The sequence below is a fragment of the Pseudomonas sp. DF5 genome, from assembly GCF_058148225.1.
The window spans coordinates 24,305-37,892 of sequence record NZ_JBYVYM010000029.1; the positions used below are offsets into that span (position 1 = coordinate 24,305).

Here is a 13,588-nt window from a genome sequence, read left to right on the forward strand (position 1 = left end):
TGCTGCAGGAGACTTATGCATGTACAAACTCACGGTTGAAAATCTGTACAAACGTTTTGGTGACAATGAAGTGCTCAAGGGCGTCTCGTTGAACGCGCGGGCCGGCGATGTGGTGAGCATGATCGGCGCCAGCGGCTCGGGTAAAAGCACCATGCTGCGCTGCATCAATTTTCTGGAGCGGGCGGACGAAGGCGCCATCGTGCTGGACGGCGAGCACATCATCACCCGCCCGGGTGCGGGTGGCATGCGCGTCGCCAACCCGGCGCAGTTGCAGCGCTTGCGCACACGCCTGGCGATGGTGTTCCAGCATTTCAATCTGTGGAGTCATCTGACCGTACTGGAAAACATCATACTGGCGCCGTGTCGGGTGCTGGGTGTCAGCCGCAAGGCCGCTGAAGACAGTGCGCGGGCGTATCTGGACAAGGTCGGTTTGCCGCAACGAGTGGCCGATCAATACCCGGCGTTTCTGTCCGGCGGCCAGCAACAGCGCGTCGCGATTGCCCGGGCGTTAGCCGTGGAGCCAGAGATTCTGTTGTTCGACGAGCCGACCTCGGCCCTCGATCCGGAACTGGTAGGCGAGGTGTTGAAGGTGATTCAGGCACTGGCCGAAGAGGGCCGGACCATGTTGATGGTGACCCACGAAATGGGTTTTGCCCGGCAAGTGTCCAGCCAGGTGTTGTTCTTGCATCAGGGCCGGGTCGAGGAGCAAGGTGATGCAACCATCCTCGACCAGCCAAAGAGTGAACGGTTACAGCAATTTCTATCGGGTCGTTTGAAGTGAGGCAAGACGTACATGGCGGATATCCGCGATATGTCGATTGTGCTTGATCGTATTGATCAGGCCATCATCGAAGTGCTGCGCCATGAAGGGCGCATCACTTATCAAAAGCTGTCCGAGCGCGTTCACCTGACCCCCAGGCCGTGCCTGGAACGGGTGCGCAAGCTCGAACAGCTCGGGGTTATCCGTGGCTACGGCGCGATTCTCGATGAAAAGAAACTGACACCGGGACTGTCACTGCTGGTGTTGGTGGCGTTGTCAAACCAGAGCGGGCGGGCGGCGCAAAAGGCGTTTGAGGCCAAGGTCCGGAATTGTCCGCAGGTACTGGAATGCCGCTTGATCAGTGGTGCATTCGACTACAGCCTGCGCATGCGTTGCCGGGACATGGAGCATTACCGGGTGCTGACGGAGGTCTGGTTCGACGACCCGGAATTGCACATTGATAAGCTGGTCAGCCATCCGGAACTGGCGATGGTCAAGACCACGATGGAATAACCCCGTAGCCCCGTAGCAGCTGCCGAGCCCGCGAGGCTGCGTTCGGCGGCGGAGCCGTCGTAAATCCGGTATACGCGGTTCTCCTGAAACACCGTATAGCCTGACTTCACGACGGCTCCGCCGCCGAACGCAGCCTCGCGGGCTCGGCAGCTGCTACAGAGACCGTGTTTACCGCCATTTTCAGGTATGACACCGCCCCCCGTAGGCATCGCCGAAGGCTGCGATTTTTTGCTTTCAAGCCCTCGCCGAATCGGCTGACCCAACCCCGTTTTTCAGCCATTTCCATCACATCGCCGGCCCTTAACAACCGGGTTTTTCCGCCGCCGAAACAGACAATGAGTGCCTCTCAACCCTCATTGAATCTGTGCCCATGCAAACCACCAATACCGTTTTGATGATTCGCCCGACACGTTTCTCGTTCAATCAGGACACGGCGGCGAACAACCGTTTCCAGCGCCCGGCCGAGGTGTCCGAGGACGTACAGCTCAAGGCCTTGCAAGAGTTCGATGGCTACGTCGCCGGGCTGCGCAGCCACGGCGTCGAAGTCCTGGTGCATAACGACCGCGATGCCCCGCATACCCCCGATTCGATCTTCCCCAACAACTGGTGGAGCAGTCATCCCGACGGCACGTTGGTGCTGTACCCGATGCAGGGCCACAACCGCCGTCTGGAGCGCGACAAAGGTGTGCTCGACTGGCTGCGGGACGAATACCGGGTCGAGCAGATGCTGGATCTATCCAGCCTGGAACAGCAGGAAGTGTTCCTCGAGGGCACCGGCAGCATGGTGCTGGATCGCGAGCAGCGGATTTGCTATGCCGGCTATTCCACCCGCACCCACGCTCGGGCGCTGGATCAATTGGTCGACCATTTGGGCTATGAGCTGTGCGCCTTCAATGCGCTGGACCGTCAGGGCGTACCGATTTATCACACCAACGTGATGATGAGTGTCGGTACTCGGCTGGCCGTTGCATGCCTGACCTCCGTCACTAACCCGGCAGAACGCCTGGCGCTGCGCTCACGGCTGGAAGACAGCGGTAAAAAAGTGATCGCCCTGGACTGGGCGCAACTGGAGTCGTTCGCCGGCAACATGCTGGAAGTCCACAACACCGCGGGCGAACCCTTGCTGGTGATGTCGCGCACCGCCTGGAAATCGCTGGATGCCGATCAGCGCCGCTTGATCGAAACCCACGTCACGCCGCTGCCGGTGAACATCGACACCATCGAACGCATCGGCGGCGGCAGCGCCCGCTGCATGTTGGCCGAAGTCTTTCTATCTAAACGTCAATCTGAACGTCAGCCGAAAGCTGCCCAGGAGCAAGTGCGATGATCGTCCGTCCCGCAACACCGGCAGATTTGCCGGCACTGTTGGCCCTGGCCCATAGCGCCGGGACCGGTTTGACCACCTTGCCGGCCGATGCGGCGCGCTTGAGTCATCGCCTGGAATGGGCGGCGAAAACCTTCGCCGGCGAAGCCGAGCGTGCGGATGCCGACTACCTGTTTGTGCTGGAGAACGACCAGCAGCAAGCGGTCGGTATTTGCGCATTGGCGGGCGCTGTCGGCCTGCGTGAGCCCTGGTACAACTATCGACTGGGCCTGTTTGTCGCCGCGTCGAAAAACCTCGGGATCAATCAGCAACTGCCGACGCTGTTCCTTGGCAACGACATGACCGGCCACTCGGAATTGTGTTCACTGTTTTTGCACGCCGATCACCGCAACGGCCTGAATGGCCGCTTGCTGTCCAAGGCGCGCTTCCTGTTTCTGGCGGAGTTTCGTCAGCACTTCGGTGACAAGGTGATCGCGGAGATGCGCGGTTATTCGGACGAAGAGGGCGTCTCTCCGTTCTGGGAAGGTCTGGGTCGGCACTTTTTCAAAATGAATTTCGCCGACGCCGACTACCTCACGGGCCTTGGCAACAAAACCTTCATCGCCGAACTGATGCCCAAGTTTCCGCTGCCGACCTGCCTGTTGCCTGAAGCGGCACGCGCGGTCATCGGCCGCGTCCACCCCAACACCGAACCGGCACTGGGGATGCTCAAGGCTGAAGGCTTCGAGCATCGGGACTACATCGATATCTTTGATGGCGGTCCGCTGATCGAATGCGCCACAGGCGACATTCGTGCGGTGCGCGACAGTCAGGTGCTGCAACTGAGCATCGGCACCCCCGGAGAACACGCAGCGACGTACCTGATTCACAACCGCCAGTTTGCCGAATGCCGGATTACTGCAGCCCCGGCGCGGGTCGCCGCTGGCACCTTGATTGTCGATGCGCAGACGGCGAAGACGTTGGGCTTGAGTGTCGATGCATCAGTGCGCGCGGTGAGCCTGGCGGTGCCGGCGCGGCAGCAGTCTGCGGCCTAGTGAATCCTGTGGCGAGATGCGATCTGTAAGTTCCCGAGCCTGCGAGGCTCGGCAACTGCTATGAGGGGCAGAGGCAGCCGGTCAGCACTTCACCGCGAAATTGCGCGTGCAGCGTCTGGGCGCAAAAAAGCAGCGCCTGTTTAGCGTCATCGTAAGCCGCTGGGTAATTTATAAAGCCATGGAGCATGCCCGGGTACTCTTTGTGCTGTACCGGCACACCGGCCTCCTTGAGCCGAGTTGCATAGGCTCGGCCTTCATCGCGCAATACGTCAAACTCTGAGGTGATGATCAACGCCGATGGCAAACCATGCAGTTTTTTGCTGCGTAGCGGGGAAAGCCTCGGATCGGCGCGGGACGTACCTGACGGCACATAGTGTTCGATGTACCACTCGAGCATTTCTGCGGTCAGCCCATACCCTTCAGCAAAATCCATGTGGGAAGGGTTTTGGGCCAGGCAGTCGAGCAAGGGATAAAGCAGCAGTTGGAACATGATCTGCGGCTTACCTTGTTCGCTGGCCCATTGGCAAATGACTGCCGCCAGTCCGCCACCTGAACCGCCGCCGGCCACCGCAATTCGTGAAGTGTCCAGCTCCAGGCTCGCCCGTTGTTCGACAACCCAGTCCGTGGCCGCGCAGCAATCTTCCACTGCGGCCGGGAACACATGTTCCGGAGGCCGGGCGTAGTCCACGGCCACCACGGTGCAGCCCGCCCACTCGCACATATGCCGGCAAAAGCCGTCGTGGGTGTCCAGATCGCCGGTGACCCAGCCGCCGCCGTGGAAAAACATCAATACGGGGAAGGGACCGGGGCCGGCGGGGGTATAGAGCCGTAGAGGCAGCCGCCGCCCATGGCTATTGATCGACAGATCGCGAACGCGGACGACCATCAACTCGCGCAGCGCAGTTCTGGCATTTTCGACGGTGGGGCCTGAATCTTGCTGAAGGGCTGTCATAGCTTGACCTTGCAGGCCGTTGCCTCGGTAGTGAGTTCGACCACATATTCCTCACTGATCAATTCGCTGACCGCCAGGCACATCAACGTCGGCGGGTGCCCCTTGAAAAACTTCTTGTGCGCTCTGGCGATATCCGGCCAGAACTCCATGCTGGTGGTGTAGATGCGAATCCCGATAATACTTCGCCGATCTACGCCTAGCTGTTTAATGGAGTTTTCAATGATCTCCAGGCAACGCCGAGTCTGCTTATACGCGTTACCCGGTTTGAAGGGCTTGCCCTTTTTATCGAACGCTACGGTGCCGCCCATCAAAATCCGTTCACCCACCCGTATTGCCCTGCAGTAGCCGGCAATTTTCTCCCACGGCGCTTGCGAAAAAACACGTTGGATTTTCATTGCTCAACTCCTTTGCCCAGATCGATGGGCAGTGTTTTCAGCCCACGAAATTGCAGATTGTTGGTACGCCAGATGGCCGGCCGGCCTTCAATCAGTTTCAAATCGGGAAAACGCTTGAACAGCGAAGTGAAAACAATCTCGGCTTCCAGGCGGAATAGCGCTGTGCCCATGCAAAAGTGCGGACCCACACCAAACGCCAGGTGATGGTTGGGCTGGCGGTGAATATCGAAGTGGTCGGGGTCAGGAAACCTTGCAGGATCTCGATTGGCGGAGGCGCGCATCAGGTAAACCAAATCGCCTTGCTTCATCGTGACACCGTCGATCGTGACGTCTTCCTTGAGCACCCGATGACTGAATGAGCCAGCCGAATCGAAGCGCAGCATCTCTTCGATAGCCGGTTTCATCAGGTCCAGGTCTTCCCTGAGGCTGTTCAGTTGTCCGGGATGCTGAAGCAAGTGCAGCAAACCGATGCACAGCTGATCTGCGCTGGTGGTGTAGCCTGCCACCAGGATGAAAACGATCTGTGCCAGCACTTGATCTGTACTCGAATCGTTGTCAGCACAGGCCTCAAGCACCCGACTGACCAGATCGTCGTTGGGCTGTTCTCGACGCTGCTTGATGACCTCAGCGAAATAGCCGTACATCTCTTCAACGCCTTTCAGCGCTTGCTCAGGACCAAATTCCGGATCGAGGCTGCCGACCAGGAAAATCAGAATGCAATCTGTCCAGCGCCTGAGCTTCAGCGCGTCCTCGCGAGGGATGCCATAGAGATGGGCGAGGATAAGTGCCGGAACACGGTTGAACAGTTTGTCCATCAAATCCGTTTGTGTTTCGAGTGTGGAAAATTCTCTGTCGGTAATCTCCTGAATAATTTGTCGCAAGGCGTCAATGTTGCGCGGGGTGAACGCTTTGCCCAGCAGATGGCGACTGTCCTTGTGGGGTTGATCATCCTGTGAGTACATCCATTCGGACGCGAGTTTGACGAACCTTGCCAGTTGCGCGCGTTTTTCACGCGGCACTTGGGCATCGACCAGTTGTTGCATGCGGTTTGAGGAATAGCGTTTGGTGTCTGCTTGCGCAGCGAACACGTCGCTATACCGGGTCAAAAACCAGGCGTTGAAGTGAGGGCACCAATACACCGGTTGATTCTCACGCAGCCAGGCATAGGCGGGGTAGGGATCGCGGACAGTCTCGCGATGGGTAAAGTCGAGCAGCGGTTGACTGTCCATATTCATTGCTCCTCATACAAGGCGGCGGTGAATTGCTTGATGTAGTCCGGCTTGTCGATTGGTGCGCTGCGCAGTAGTTCCTCAGGCGGTTCCAGCAACGTGGCCAACTGCGCAAGCCGGTCTTCAGTGGCGTGGCTGTTCAACTTGGCGCTGTCGGTTGTCAGCCCACCTTCGTTCAGCCCCCATACAGACAGTTTGATAAGGTCATCAAGAATGTCCGGCGAAATCAGCTGATTGCGTTCCACTTCACCGATGATCAGGTCGAGAGCCCGGGCGTGAGTCAGGGCCAGCGCTTGGGCATGGGAGACTTCACTTGGCTTGATGCATCGCTCGACAATCGTCTTTTCAACAACCTGAGCTATGTTCCTGGCAGGCCGCGAGGCAAACCGCGGACGGGTCACGGCATCCTTCGCTACTTGATAGGCCATGACACTGTTGTCACCGGCGAAGGTAATACTGATTTCGCAATCTGTGGTTAACGTGACGATCAGGTTGTGATGGTGAAAACCCTGAGACCCGCAAAGCTCCCGGCACATGCGCATGACGTCCAGCCCGATCCAGGTGCCGACGCTTTTGGCAATGGCCGCGAGGATATGCAGCTCTTTGCGCTTGTCAGGCTGCCCCCACAGCGCCTCGAAGTGCGACAGAATCGACTGTTCCAACAATTTCAGTGCGAGGGCCTTCAGTTGTTCGACATACAGTCGTTGCCGGATCAGCGACTTGGCCAGCAGTGGTTCGCTGCCTGCTTCGGTTTTGACCAGTCGATGACAGGCAAAACGGTACGCCAAATGAGCACATAGCCCTGCGCCGCCACGAGCCGCGGACAGCAAAAAAACGCGCTCCTGAATGAACGTTTCCATGGCACAGGTCGCACGCCTTTCTTTGGCAACGTCGCTGGTAAATTGCCCTTGATCGGTGAACCGGGCGTGGCGATGCATCATTGCCTCCAGCGGCAGCTTCATTTCGCAGAAACGAATGCCGGCCACTTGATTGGCGTGGATCCCGCCTTTCGGATCGCAGGCCATGACCTTGACGCCGGTCCGCAGCGGACCATTTTCCTGGTCGCGGATCGGTACTCGGAACCAATGCAATCCCTCATCCTTGCCATCGACAGTCAAGCGCGCCAGCACCATGGCTACCTGTGCTGCGTACAGCGCATTGCCGATCCAGAATTTACTGGCAGCCGGCGAGGGCGTGTGCAGGATCAGGCACTGGTTCACCCGGTCGTGGGTGACGGTGGTTTGCAGATTGCGCACATCGGAGCCGCTGCTGATCTCGGTGCAGCAGAAGGCGTACACCTTGTTCATCTCAATGATTTCCGGCCGATATTGCGCAACTTGCTCTGCACTGCCCTGAGCGAACAACGCGTTGCCGGCAATCATGTGGTCGACGATCGCGGCGTACATCGCGTAGTCAAAGGCGCCGATGATGCCGAGGTAATGACACATCTGTCGGAAGTCTGACTGGCGGGCCTGACCGAGCCATATATCGTTGGAGATCAGGCCTGCCTCGACGATTTGGCGCATGCGATAGATGGTTAAATCCATGTAGTTGCGCAAAGTCAGATGATGCCGGGTCCGAGCGTCGAACTCGGGTTCTAGCAGCATTTTCAGCACTGGGTCGTTCATGAAATATCCCTCTCTCGGATTTCGAAAAAACGGTTTCGAAACCACCAGAGCCAGAGGGCCGGCGGAGCAGAGAACAACAGAATCGCGCGAGTACCCGGAGCATTCGCGAACAGCGATGCTCGCGAAGAGTTACGCGTTGTTTTCCTGCGGAGGTGCGGTTCTGTCAAAGCGCGAAGGCAGCGTCGCCACTCACCAACAGTGAGTGTTTCTCCATAGCCAGACTTCCTGTGTCATCGCTACTGGACTTTACGGCGAGCCAGAATTCGTAGTGAAAGGCAGACATCTCTGTGCGGTACCCGTTTGACTCTAGCCGCAGATGCCCAGCTGGCAAGCTAACGGCTCGACCATTGGTCGCCGTGTCGGGCTATGTGCAACGAGACAAGACCTCGCCGATACTGCGCCGCTTCGCATGCAACTCACTGGCATGAATCAACTGCTCGAGGTCTTCAGGAGTGACATCGTAGAAGGCCTCCATGTCGGCGAGTGCCCGTCGCAGATCTTCGGCGGTGATCGCCTGGCTGTCGGGCGCGGGCATGAGGGGGGCCGGTTCGGCGGGACGCTTGGGGTAACGAATGCGCGTCAGGTTGTTGTACGCCAACGCGCTGAGCAGCATCGTCGAGCCGCTGAGCATCACCGGGCCGAGGGCTTTCCAGTCCAGGGCGATGGTCGCCGGGTCGGCCAGTACCAACAGCAGTGCCAGTGCCCCCGCCGGTGGGTGCAGGCAACGCAGCCAGCACATCAGAATCAGCGCCATGCCCGCGGCGAGGCACGCGCTGCCAAGCGTTCGGCCCAGCACGTGAGCGACCAGCAGCGCGACCACCCCGGCGCTCAAGTAACCGCCGAGTATCGACCAGGGTTGCGCCAGCGCGCCGGAAGACACCGCAAACAGCAGCACCGCCGAGGCACCCAGCGGTCCGATCAGGTGCTGCGCGACTTCGATGCCGAATACCTGGGAGCAGACCCAGACGCTGAACATCGTCCCCATGGCCATGCCGATGGCGGCACGGCTCCATTCGGAGGGGCGGGTGTTGACGGCGGCGGGGAACCAGCGAGCGAGCATGACGAACATCGATCCTTTGATAAAAACCAGGGCAAAAAAAAGGCTTGTCCGGATACCCGGAAAGCCCTTGAAGTGGTTCCAACTATTGGGGGAGGAACGGCGCACAGTGTGCCGATCATTGCTGATGCTGACAAATTCATATTAACGCAGTTTCAATGCATTATTTTTGCAGTATCGCGACGCGTCGACCACTCATGAAACAGAGAAAACCGCCCATCGCCGTCAACGCGCTCAGGGCATAGAACATGGTGGGCGCGGGCGTGTGCATCAGCAGGAAGCCGCAGATCACCGGGCTCAGTGCGCCGCCGAGGGCCGCAAGATTCTGCGCGCCGTAGTAACTGCCGCGCAGTTCTTCCGGGGCCAGGGTGTCGACGAAGAGGAATTCGGCCGGGTAAATGATCATTTCGCCGAGGGTGAAAATGAACATTGCGATGCACCAGCTCACCAGGCTGTCGGCCAGGCTGAAACCGATCAAGCCGAGGATGAACAGGCTGCTGCCGCCGACAATCCAGTAACGCAATTGTTCGCGTTTGAGAAACCGGCCGATCTGGTATTGCAGCAGGATCACGCTGATGGCGTTGCAGGCGAGCAGGGCAGCCATGGTTTCCAGCGCGCGTTTGGAATCATGGGTCACCAGCAGGTATTGCGACAGGTACAAGGTAAAACGCCCGTGGACCACGGTGCTGAGCAGGCAGCCGCAGGTGAACATGATCAGCGTGCGGTCGTTTTTCAGGGTGACCAGGGTCTTGAGAAAGTTTTGCGGCTGACCGATGGCGGGTACCTGGGCCGGGTCTTTGGGAATCCCGCTCATCAGGAAAATGCTGAAGAACGCGATGCCGCCGGCGATCAGGAACGGGGCAATCGGGTACACGCCGGCGATCACCACGCCGAGCATCGGGCCGGTGGCGTAGCCGATGTTGGTCAGGGTGTAGCGCAGCGAAAAAGCCTTGGCGCGTTGGCCCATGGGCAGGTTGTCGCTGAGAATCGCCTTGGACCCGATCAGAAACAGCGCCGAGGCGGTTTCGGTGATCACCAGGGTCGCGGTGGTCAGGTAGAGGTTTTCGGCAAAGGTCAGCAGCACGAAGCCGATGGCGCTGGAGAGCATGGCCAGGATCAACAGCCGCCGTTTTTCCAGGCGATCAATGATGTAACCACCATAGAGCGCGAGCAGGGTGGCGATGAACACCGCAATGCCGAGCAACAAGCCGACGTCTTGCTGGTTGAGGCCGAGCTTGGTGCTCAGGAACAGCGTGAGCAACGGACTGGTGATGGCGCGGCTGACGACAATGGTCAGCGAGCAGATCATCAGCCGGCGGATAACGAGGGAGTAAGTGGCCACGATGGGGCAAATGTCCTTATTCAGATTCTGTGGTGCTTGGCGTGATACCGGGTTGCTGCCATTCGCGGGCAAGCCTCGCTCCTACACGGTTTGCGAGTCGACACCAAACCTGGAGCGAGCGGGCGGCGATCCGACTTGCCCGCGAAGAGATCGGACCAGGCAACACAAGACTCAACTCAGCCACCGATCAAGCGCCCTAACCGATTCCAGCTCTTCCAGCCGCCACAACTGCTCCAGCAGCTCTTTTGCCTGCTGGCGCGGCATCACCCGCCCGGCCAGGCTGAAGAATTTCTCCTCCAGCGCCGCATCACTCAGCGGATTGCCCGGCGCGCCCAACGGCACCTCAACGCACAGGCTTGCTTGCCGACCGTCCACGGTCCGCACGCTGACGACAGGCTCGCCATCCTCGGACAGTTGCGGGTCGACTTCAAGGCGAATACGCGACATCCAGTGCACAATCCGCGGGTGGCGGCGCTGTTCATCGTCGTAGGCTTCCAATCGGCAATGCCCATGGAGCAACCGGGCCGCTAGGGCATAACGCAGGCTCATCTGCGCCGCTGGCAACGTGCTGACGTCCTGAGCGCCACACATGTCCTGAAGGAATCCGCACAGCGACACCTGAATATCCTCGACCTGATCGACGCTGATCTGCAATTGACCGAGCAACAGGCCCAATGCATCGATCGCCGAATGGGTCCCTCGGCAGGCCGCATAAGGCTTGATCGAGCAGCGGGCGAGTTTCCAGACCCGGCCCAGTTCAGCGTCCAACGCCTCGGGCACGGCGGTGTCCGCCGCGAGGGTCTTGAGGAAACCGCCCCAGACATCATCGAACAGTTTTGTCGGCCCGGTGATGCCTTGTTGAGCAAACCGCGCAGCCAGCAATCCACCTTCGGCGGCGCGTCCGCTGTGGAGTCTTTTGCTTTGCGAGCCGTCATGAATAAACGCCCACAAACCACCGCTGAAACTGCCGGCGATGCCCAGTGCCGACAAGGTTTGTTGTGCATCCAGCCCCAGAATCCGTGCACTGGCCGCCGCCGCGCCAAACACTCCGCACGTCGCCGTGGAGTGCCAGCCGGCGCCGTTATGGGCCGAGTAACTGCCGCAGGCTTCGAGCACCCGACGGCCGATTTCGTAGCCGATCACCACTGCTGTGATCAGTTCACGGCCGTCCACGGACGCTTCAGAAACCGATAACTCTGACATCGACAACGCCGCCATCACCGCTGGCAGCACCACCGCGCCGGAATGGTCGCAGCCGCCGGTGTCGTCCAGCTCCAGGGCATGCGCGGCGATACCGTTGAGCATGGCGGCTTGCGCCGCGCCGACTCGCTGACCAGCGCCCCAGACCAGCGTGCTGCCGGCTTCACCCTTGAACACCTGACGCGCCTGTTTCGCCACATCGCTGCCAGCCCCGGCCAGGGCTGCGCCGAAGGTGTCGAGAATGTGCCGCTTGGCTTGCTCCACCAATGCGGCGGGTAAATCTTCGAAGCGCGTATCGACGCAAAACTGCGCCAACCGGGCCATTCGCATAACCCCATCCTGATCGTTCATACGCCATAGTTCCGATAATGGCGTTCGTATACAGCCGCCGGATGATCCTCGGTCACCGGCGCCGCCGACTCTGCCCACCATTGGGCAACCTCGGCACCGGTGGCAATCCATACATCGTCATGCTGGCGGATGCTTTGCAGCAATTCACGCAACACGCCAATCCGCCCTGGCGTGGCGATGATTTCCGGGTGCAGCCGCAGCACATAACACAGCCCGAACCGGTGGAACCCGGCGAAGTCCATTTGCAGGTTCCCCAGCGTGTGGCTGTAAGAGGCGATGCGCGATTGCGCCGGCGGCACCGCCGGGCTGAGATTGAAGGCGAAGTAGGGTTCGTCCTCCAGTTCGTAGTGCAACGGCAACTCGATCACCTCGGGAGCCGTCGGGTGGGCGAAGGGTAAATCATCGCCGCGCCATGACGAGGACCAACGGATACCGTGCTCGCGCAACGCCTCGATGAAGCCCGGTGCGCCATTGCCGGCCGGGATGCGAAAGCCTGTCGGACGCTGGCCGGTCAACGCGTTCAAGGCCGCGCAGCCCTTGGCGATTTCGGCGCTTTGCTCGGCCAGGGTCAGGTTGTCGTAGTGCTGATGGCGATAGCCGGCGCAGGCAATCTCGTGCCCACCGGCCTGGATCGCCCGGAGGTGTTGCGGGTTTTCCTCGGCGACGATGCCGGGCACGAACCAGCTGCTGGAAACCCCCAGCTCTTCGAACAACCCAAGCAAACGCTCGACCCCGCGCTGGGTGCCGTAGCGCCACACCGACAAGGTCTTGTCGCGCCCGGCGACTTCCGGCGCCTGGGTAAGGATGCCGTGGATATCGTTGTAATCGACGGTCAGCACCACGGCGCAGCGATTGCCGTTGGGCCAGACAATGGAATCAGCCATGGTGATGCTCCTTCAGCCACCAGTGGGCGACATCGCGGCAGGTGGCGAACCACACGTCATCGCGTTGGCGCATGTGTTCGAAGAGCTTTTCCAGGAGCAGGATGCGCCCAGGTTTGCCGGTGATCTTGGGGTGGAACAGGGTGGTCAGGCACAGCCCTTCAGCCATGGCGCCATCGAACTCGCGGCACCAGTTATCGAGGGTCAGTTCGTAGCTGGCGGTTCGGTCCAGCCCGCAAGGGAAGTCCGGTGCGCGGGTGTAGGCGAGGGAGGCGTAGTCGTCCATTTCCCAGCGGCCGGGGATTTCCACCAGTGGTGTATCGAAGCCCGGCACCTTGACCAGGTAGGGCCGATCATCGCCGCGCATGCTGCTGGAATAGGTCACGCCGGCTTCCACCAGCATGGCCGGCGTTTCGGCCCGCCAGTCGCCCGATGGCGTGCGGAAACCTTCAGCGCGGATGTTCAGGTACTTCCAGAACACCTCGCGGGATTTGTGCATCACGTCCTTCTGCTGCTCCAGCGTCAGGGCGTAAAAAGATTCGTGTTTGTAGCCGTGATAGGCGACTTCATGCCCGCGCTCGACAATCGCCTGGCACTGTTTCGGCCAGTTCTCCACGACCCAGGCCGGGACGAAAAACGTGGTCGGGATGCGGAACTCATCCAGCAGATCGAGAATCCGCGGCAGCGCCCGATAGGGGCCGTAACCGCCGAAACCGAAATACTCGGGCTTGCGCCAGATCGAGCCGTTGAGCATGGCATCGCCAGTGGGGCCATCGAGGTCGAAGGCCAGGGCGAGGCAGGCCTGGTGCTGGTCGGGCCAGGTGGGTTGCAGCGAGGAGGACATCGTGGCGCTCCCTTCATCCATAGATAAAACACAGACCCTGTAGGAGCGAAGCTTGCTCGCGAAAGCGGTGTGTCATTC

13 protein-coding genes are annotated in these 13,588 nt (G+C 59.9%); 4 read left to right on the forward strand and 9 right to left on the reverse strand.

From position 1 onward, the window contains the following. The first annotated feature begins 19 nt into the window (after positions 1-19). The 4 genes from AC30D7_RS23495 (at position 20) to astA (ending at position 3,631) form a co-directional block, all read left to right on the forward strand. Positions 20-781, forward strand: a complete 762-nt coding sequence (locus AC30D7_RS23495; protein WP_490135669.1) for an ABC transporter ATP-binding protein — start codon at positions 20-22, stop codon at positions 779-781. 12 nt (positions 782-793) lie between these two features. Continuing rightward, positions 794-1,273: an Lrp/AsnC family transcriptional regulator gene (locus AC30D7_RS23500; RefSeq protein WP_490135670.1), complete on the forward strand. Its 480-nt coding sequence runs from the start codon at positions 794-796 to the stop codon at positions 1,271-1,273. A gap of 370 nt (positions 1,274-1,643) precedes the next feature. Then, positions 1,644-2,600, forward strand: coding sequence for a citrulline utilization hydrolase CtlX (gene ctlX, locus AC30D7_RS23505; protein WP_490135671.1), 957 nt, complete (start codon positions 1,644-1,646; stop codon positions 2,598-2,600). Further along, positions 2,597-3,631 carry an arginine N-succinyltransferase gene (gene astA / locus AC30D7_RS23510; protein ID WP_490135672.1) on the forward strand — a complete coding sequence of 345 codons (1,035 nt, stop codon included), beginning with the start codon at positions 2,597-2,599 and terminating at the stop codon, positions 3,629-3,631. The genes ctlX and astA overlap by 4 nt, the downstream gene beginning before the upstream one ends. Before the next feature lie 58 nt (positions 3,632-3,689). On the opposite strand, the gene AC30D7_RS23515 is transcribed toward astA, so the two are convergent. From AC30D7_RS23515 to AC30D7_RS23555, 9 genes are all read right to left on the reverse strand, one after another. Beyond that, a complete protein-coding gene (locus AC30D7_RS23515; protein WP_490135673.1) occupies positions 3,690-4,583 on the reverse strand; it encodes an alpha/beta hydrolase in 894 nt (297 codons plus the stop codon). Next, complete coding sequence (locus AC30D7_RS23520) at positions 4,580-4,978, reverse strand: RidA family protein (protein ID WP_490135674.1); 399 nt, start codon at positions 4,976-4,978, stop codon at positions 4,580-4,582. The genes AC30D7_RS23515 and AC30D7_RS23520 overlap by 4 nt, the downstream gene beginning before the upstream one ends. Next, positions 4,975-6,207 carry a cytochrome P450 gene (locus AC30D7_RS23525; protein ID WP_490135675.1) on the reverse strand — a complete coding sequence of 411 codons (1,233 nt, stop codon included), beginning with the start codon at positions 6,205-6,207 and terminating at the stop codon, positions 4,975-4,977. Before AC30D7_RS23525 ends, AC30D7_RS23520 begins: the two co-directional genes overlap by 4 nt. Before the next feature lie 2 nt (positions 6,208-6,209). Continuing rightward, a complete protein-coding gene (locus tag AC30D7_RS23530) occupies positions 6,210-7,835 on the reverse strand; it encodes an acyl-CoA dehydrogenase family protein (RefSeq protein ID WP_490135676.1) in 1,626 nt (541 codons plus the stop codon). A gap of 364 nt (positions 7,836-8,199) precedes the next feature. Next, complete coding sequence (locus tag AC30D7_RS23535) at positions 8,200-8,895, reverse strand: HPP family protein (RefSeq protein ID WP_490135677.1); 696 nt, start codon at positions 8,893-8,895, stop codon at positions 8,200-8,202. Between the two features lie 160 nt (positions 8,896-9,055). Further along, complete coding sequence (locus AC30D7_RS23540) at positions 9,056-10,234, reverse strand: MFS transporter (protein ID WP_018929136.1); 1,179 nt, start codon at positions 10,232-10,234, stop codon at positions 9,056-9,058. A gap of 171 nt (positions 10,235-10,405) precedes the next feature. Beyond that, positions 10,406-11,764, reverse strand: coding sequence for an MmgE/PrpD family protein (locus AC30D7_RS23545; protein ID WP_490135722.1), 1,359 nt, complete (start codon positions 11,762-11,764; stop codon positions 10,406-10,408). Between the two features lie 17 nt (positions 11,765-11,781). Next, the gene (locus tag AC30D7_RS23550) at positions 11,782-12,669 is read right to left on the reverse strand and encodes a polysaccharide deacetylase family protein (protein ID WP_490135678.1); all 888 of its coding nucleotides are present in this window, start codon (positions 12,667-12,669) and stop codon (positions 11,782-11,784) included. Further along, the gene (locus AC30D7_RS23555; RefSeq protein WP_490135679.1) at positions 12,662-13,510 is read right to left on the reverse strand and encodes a polysaccharide deacetylase family protein; all 849 of its coding nucleotides are present in this window, start codon (positions 13,508-13,510) and stop codon (positions 12,662-12,664) included. The genes AC30D7_RS23550 and AC30D7_RS23555 overlap by 8 nt, the downstream gene beginning before the upstream one ends. Between the last annotated feature and the right edge of the window lie 78 nt (positions 13,511-13,588).

Coding starts and splice junctions, on each gene's coding strand:
- AC30D7_RS23495 (WP_490135669.1), top strand. CDS start 20: ATGTACAAACTCACGGTTGAAAATCTGTACAAACGTTTTGGTGACAAT.
- AC30D7_RS23500 (WP_490135670.1), top strand. CDS start 794: ATGGCGGATATCCGCGATATGTCGATTGTGCTTGATCGTATTGATCAG.
- ctlX (WP_490135671.1), top strand. CDS start 1,644: ATGCAAACCACCAATACCGTTTTGATGATTCGCCCGACACGTTTCTCG.
- astA (WP_490135672.1), top strand. CDS start 2,597: ATGATCGTCCGTCCCGCAACACCGGCAGATTTGCCGGCACTGTTGGCC.
- AC30D7_RS23515 (WP_490135673.1), bottom strand. CDS start 4,583: ATGACAGCCCTTCAGCAAGATTCAGGCCCCACCGTCGAAAATGCCAGA.
- AC30D7_RS23520 (WP_490135674.1), bottom strand. CDS start 4,978: ATGAAAATCCAACGTGTTTTTTCGCAAGCGCCGTGGGAGAAAATTGCC.
- AC30D7_RS23525 (WP_490135675.1), bottom strand. CDS start 6,207: ATGGACAGTCAACCGCTGCTCGACTTTACCCATCGCGAGACTGTCCGC.
- AC30D7_RS23530 (WP_490135676.1), bottom strand. CDS start 7,835: ATGAACGACCCAGTGCTGAAAATGCTGCTAGAACCCGAGTTCGACGCT.
- AC30D7_RS23535 (WP_490135677.1), bottom strand. CDS start 8,895: ATGCTCGCTCGCTGGTTCCCCGCCGCCGTCAACACCCGCCCCTCCGAA.
- AC30D7_RS23545 (WP_490135722.1), bottom strand. CDS start 11,764: ATGCGAATGGCCCGGTTGGCGCAGTTTTGCGTCGATACGCGCTTCGAA.
- AC30D7_RS23550 (WP_490135678.1), bottom strand. CDS start 12,669: ATGGCTGATTCCATTGTCTGGCCCAACGGCAATCGCTGCGCCGTGGTG.
- AC30D7_RS23555 (WP_490135679.1), bottom strand. CDS start 13,510: ATGTCCTCCTCGCTGCAACCCACCTGGCCCGACCAGCACCAGGCCTGC.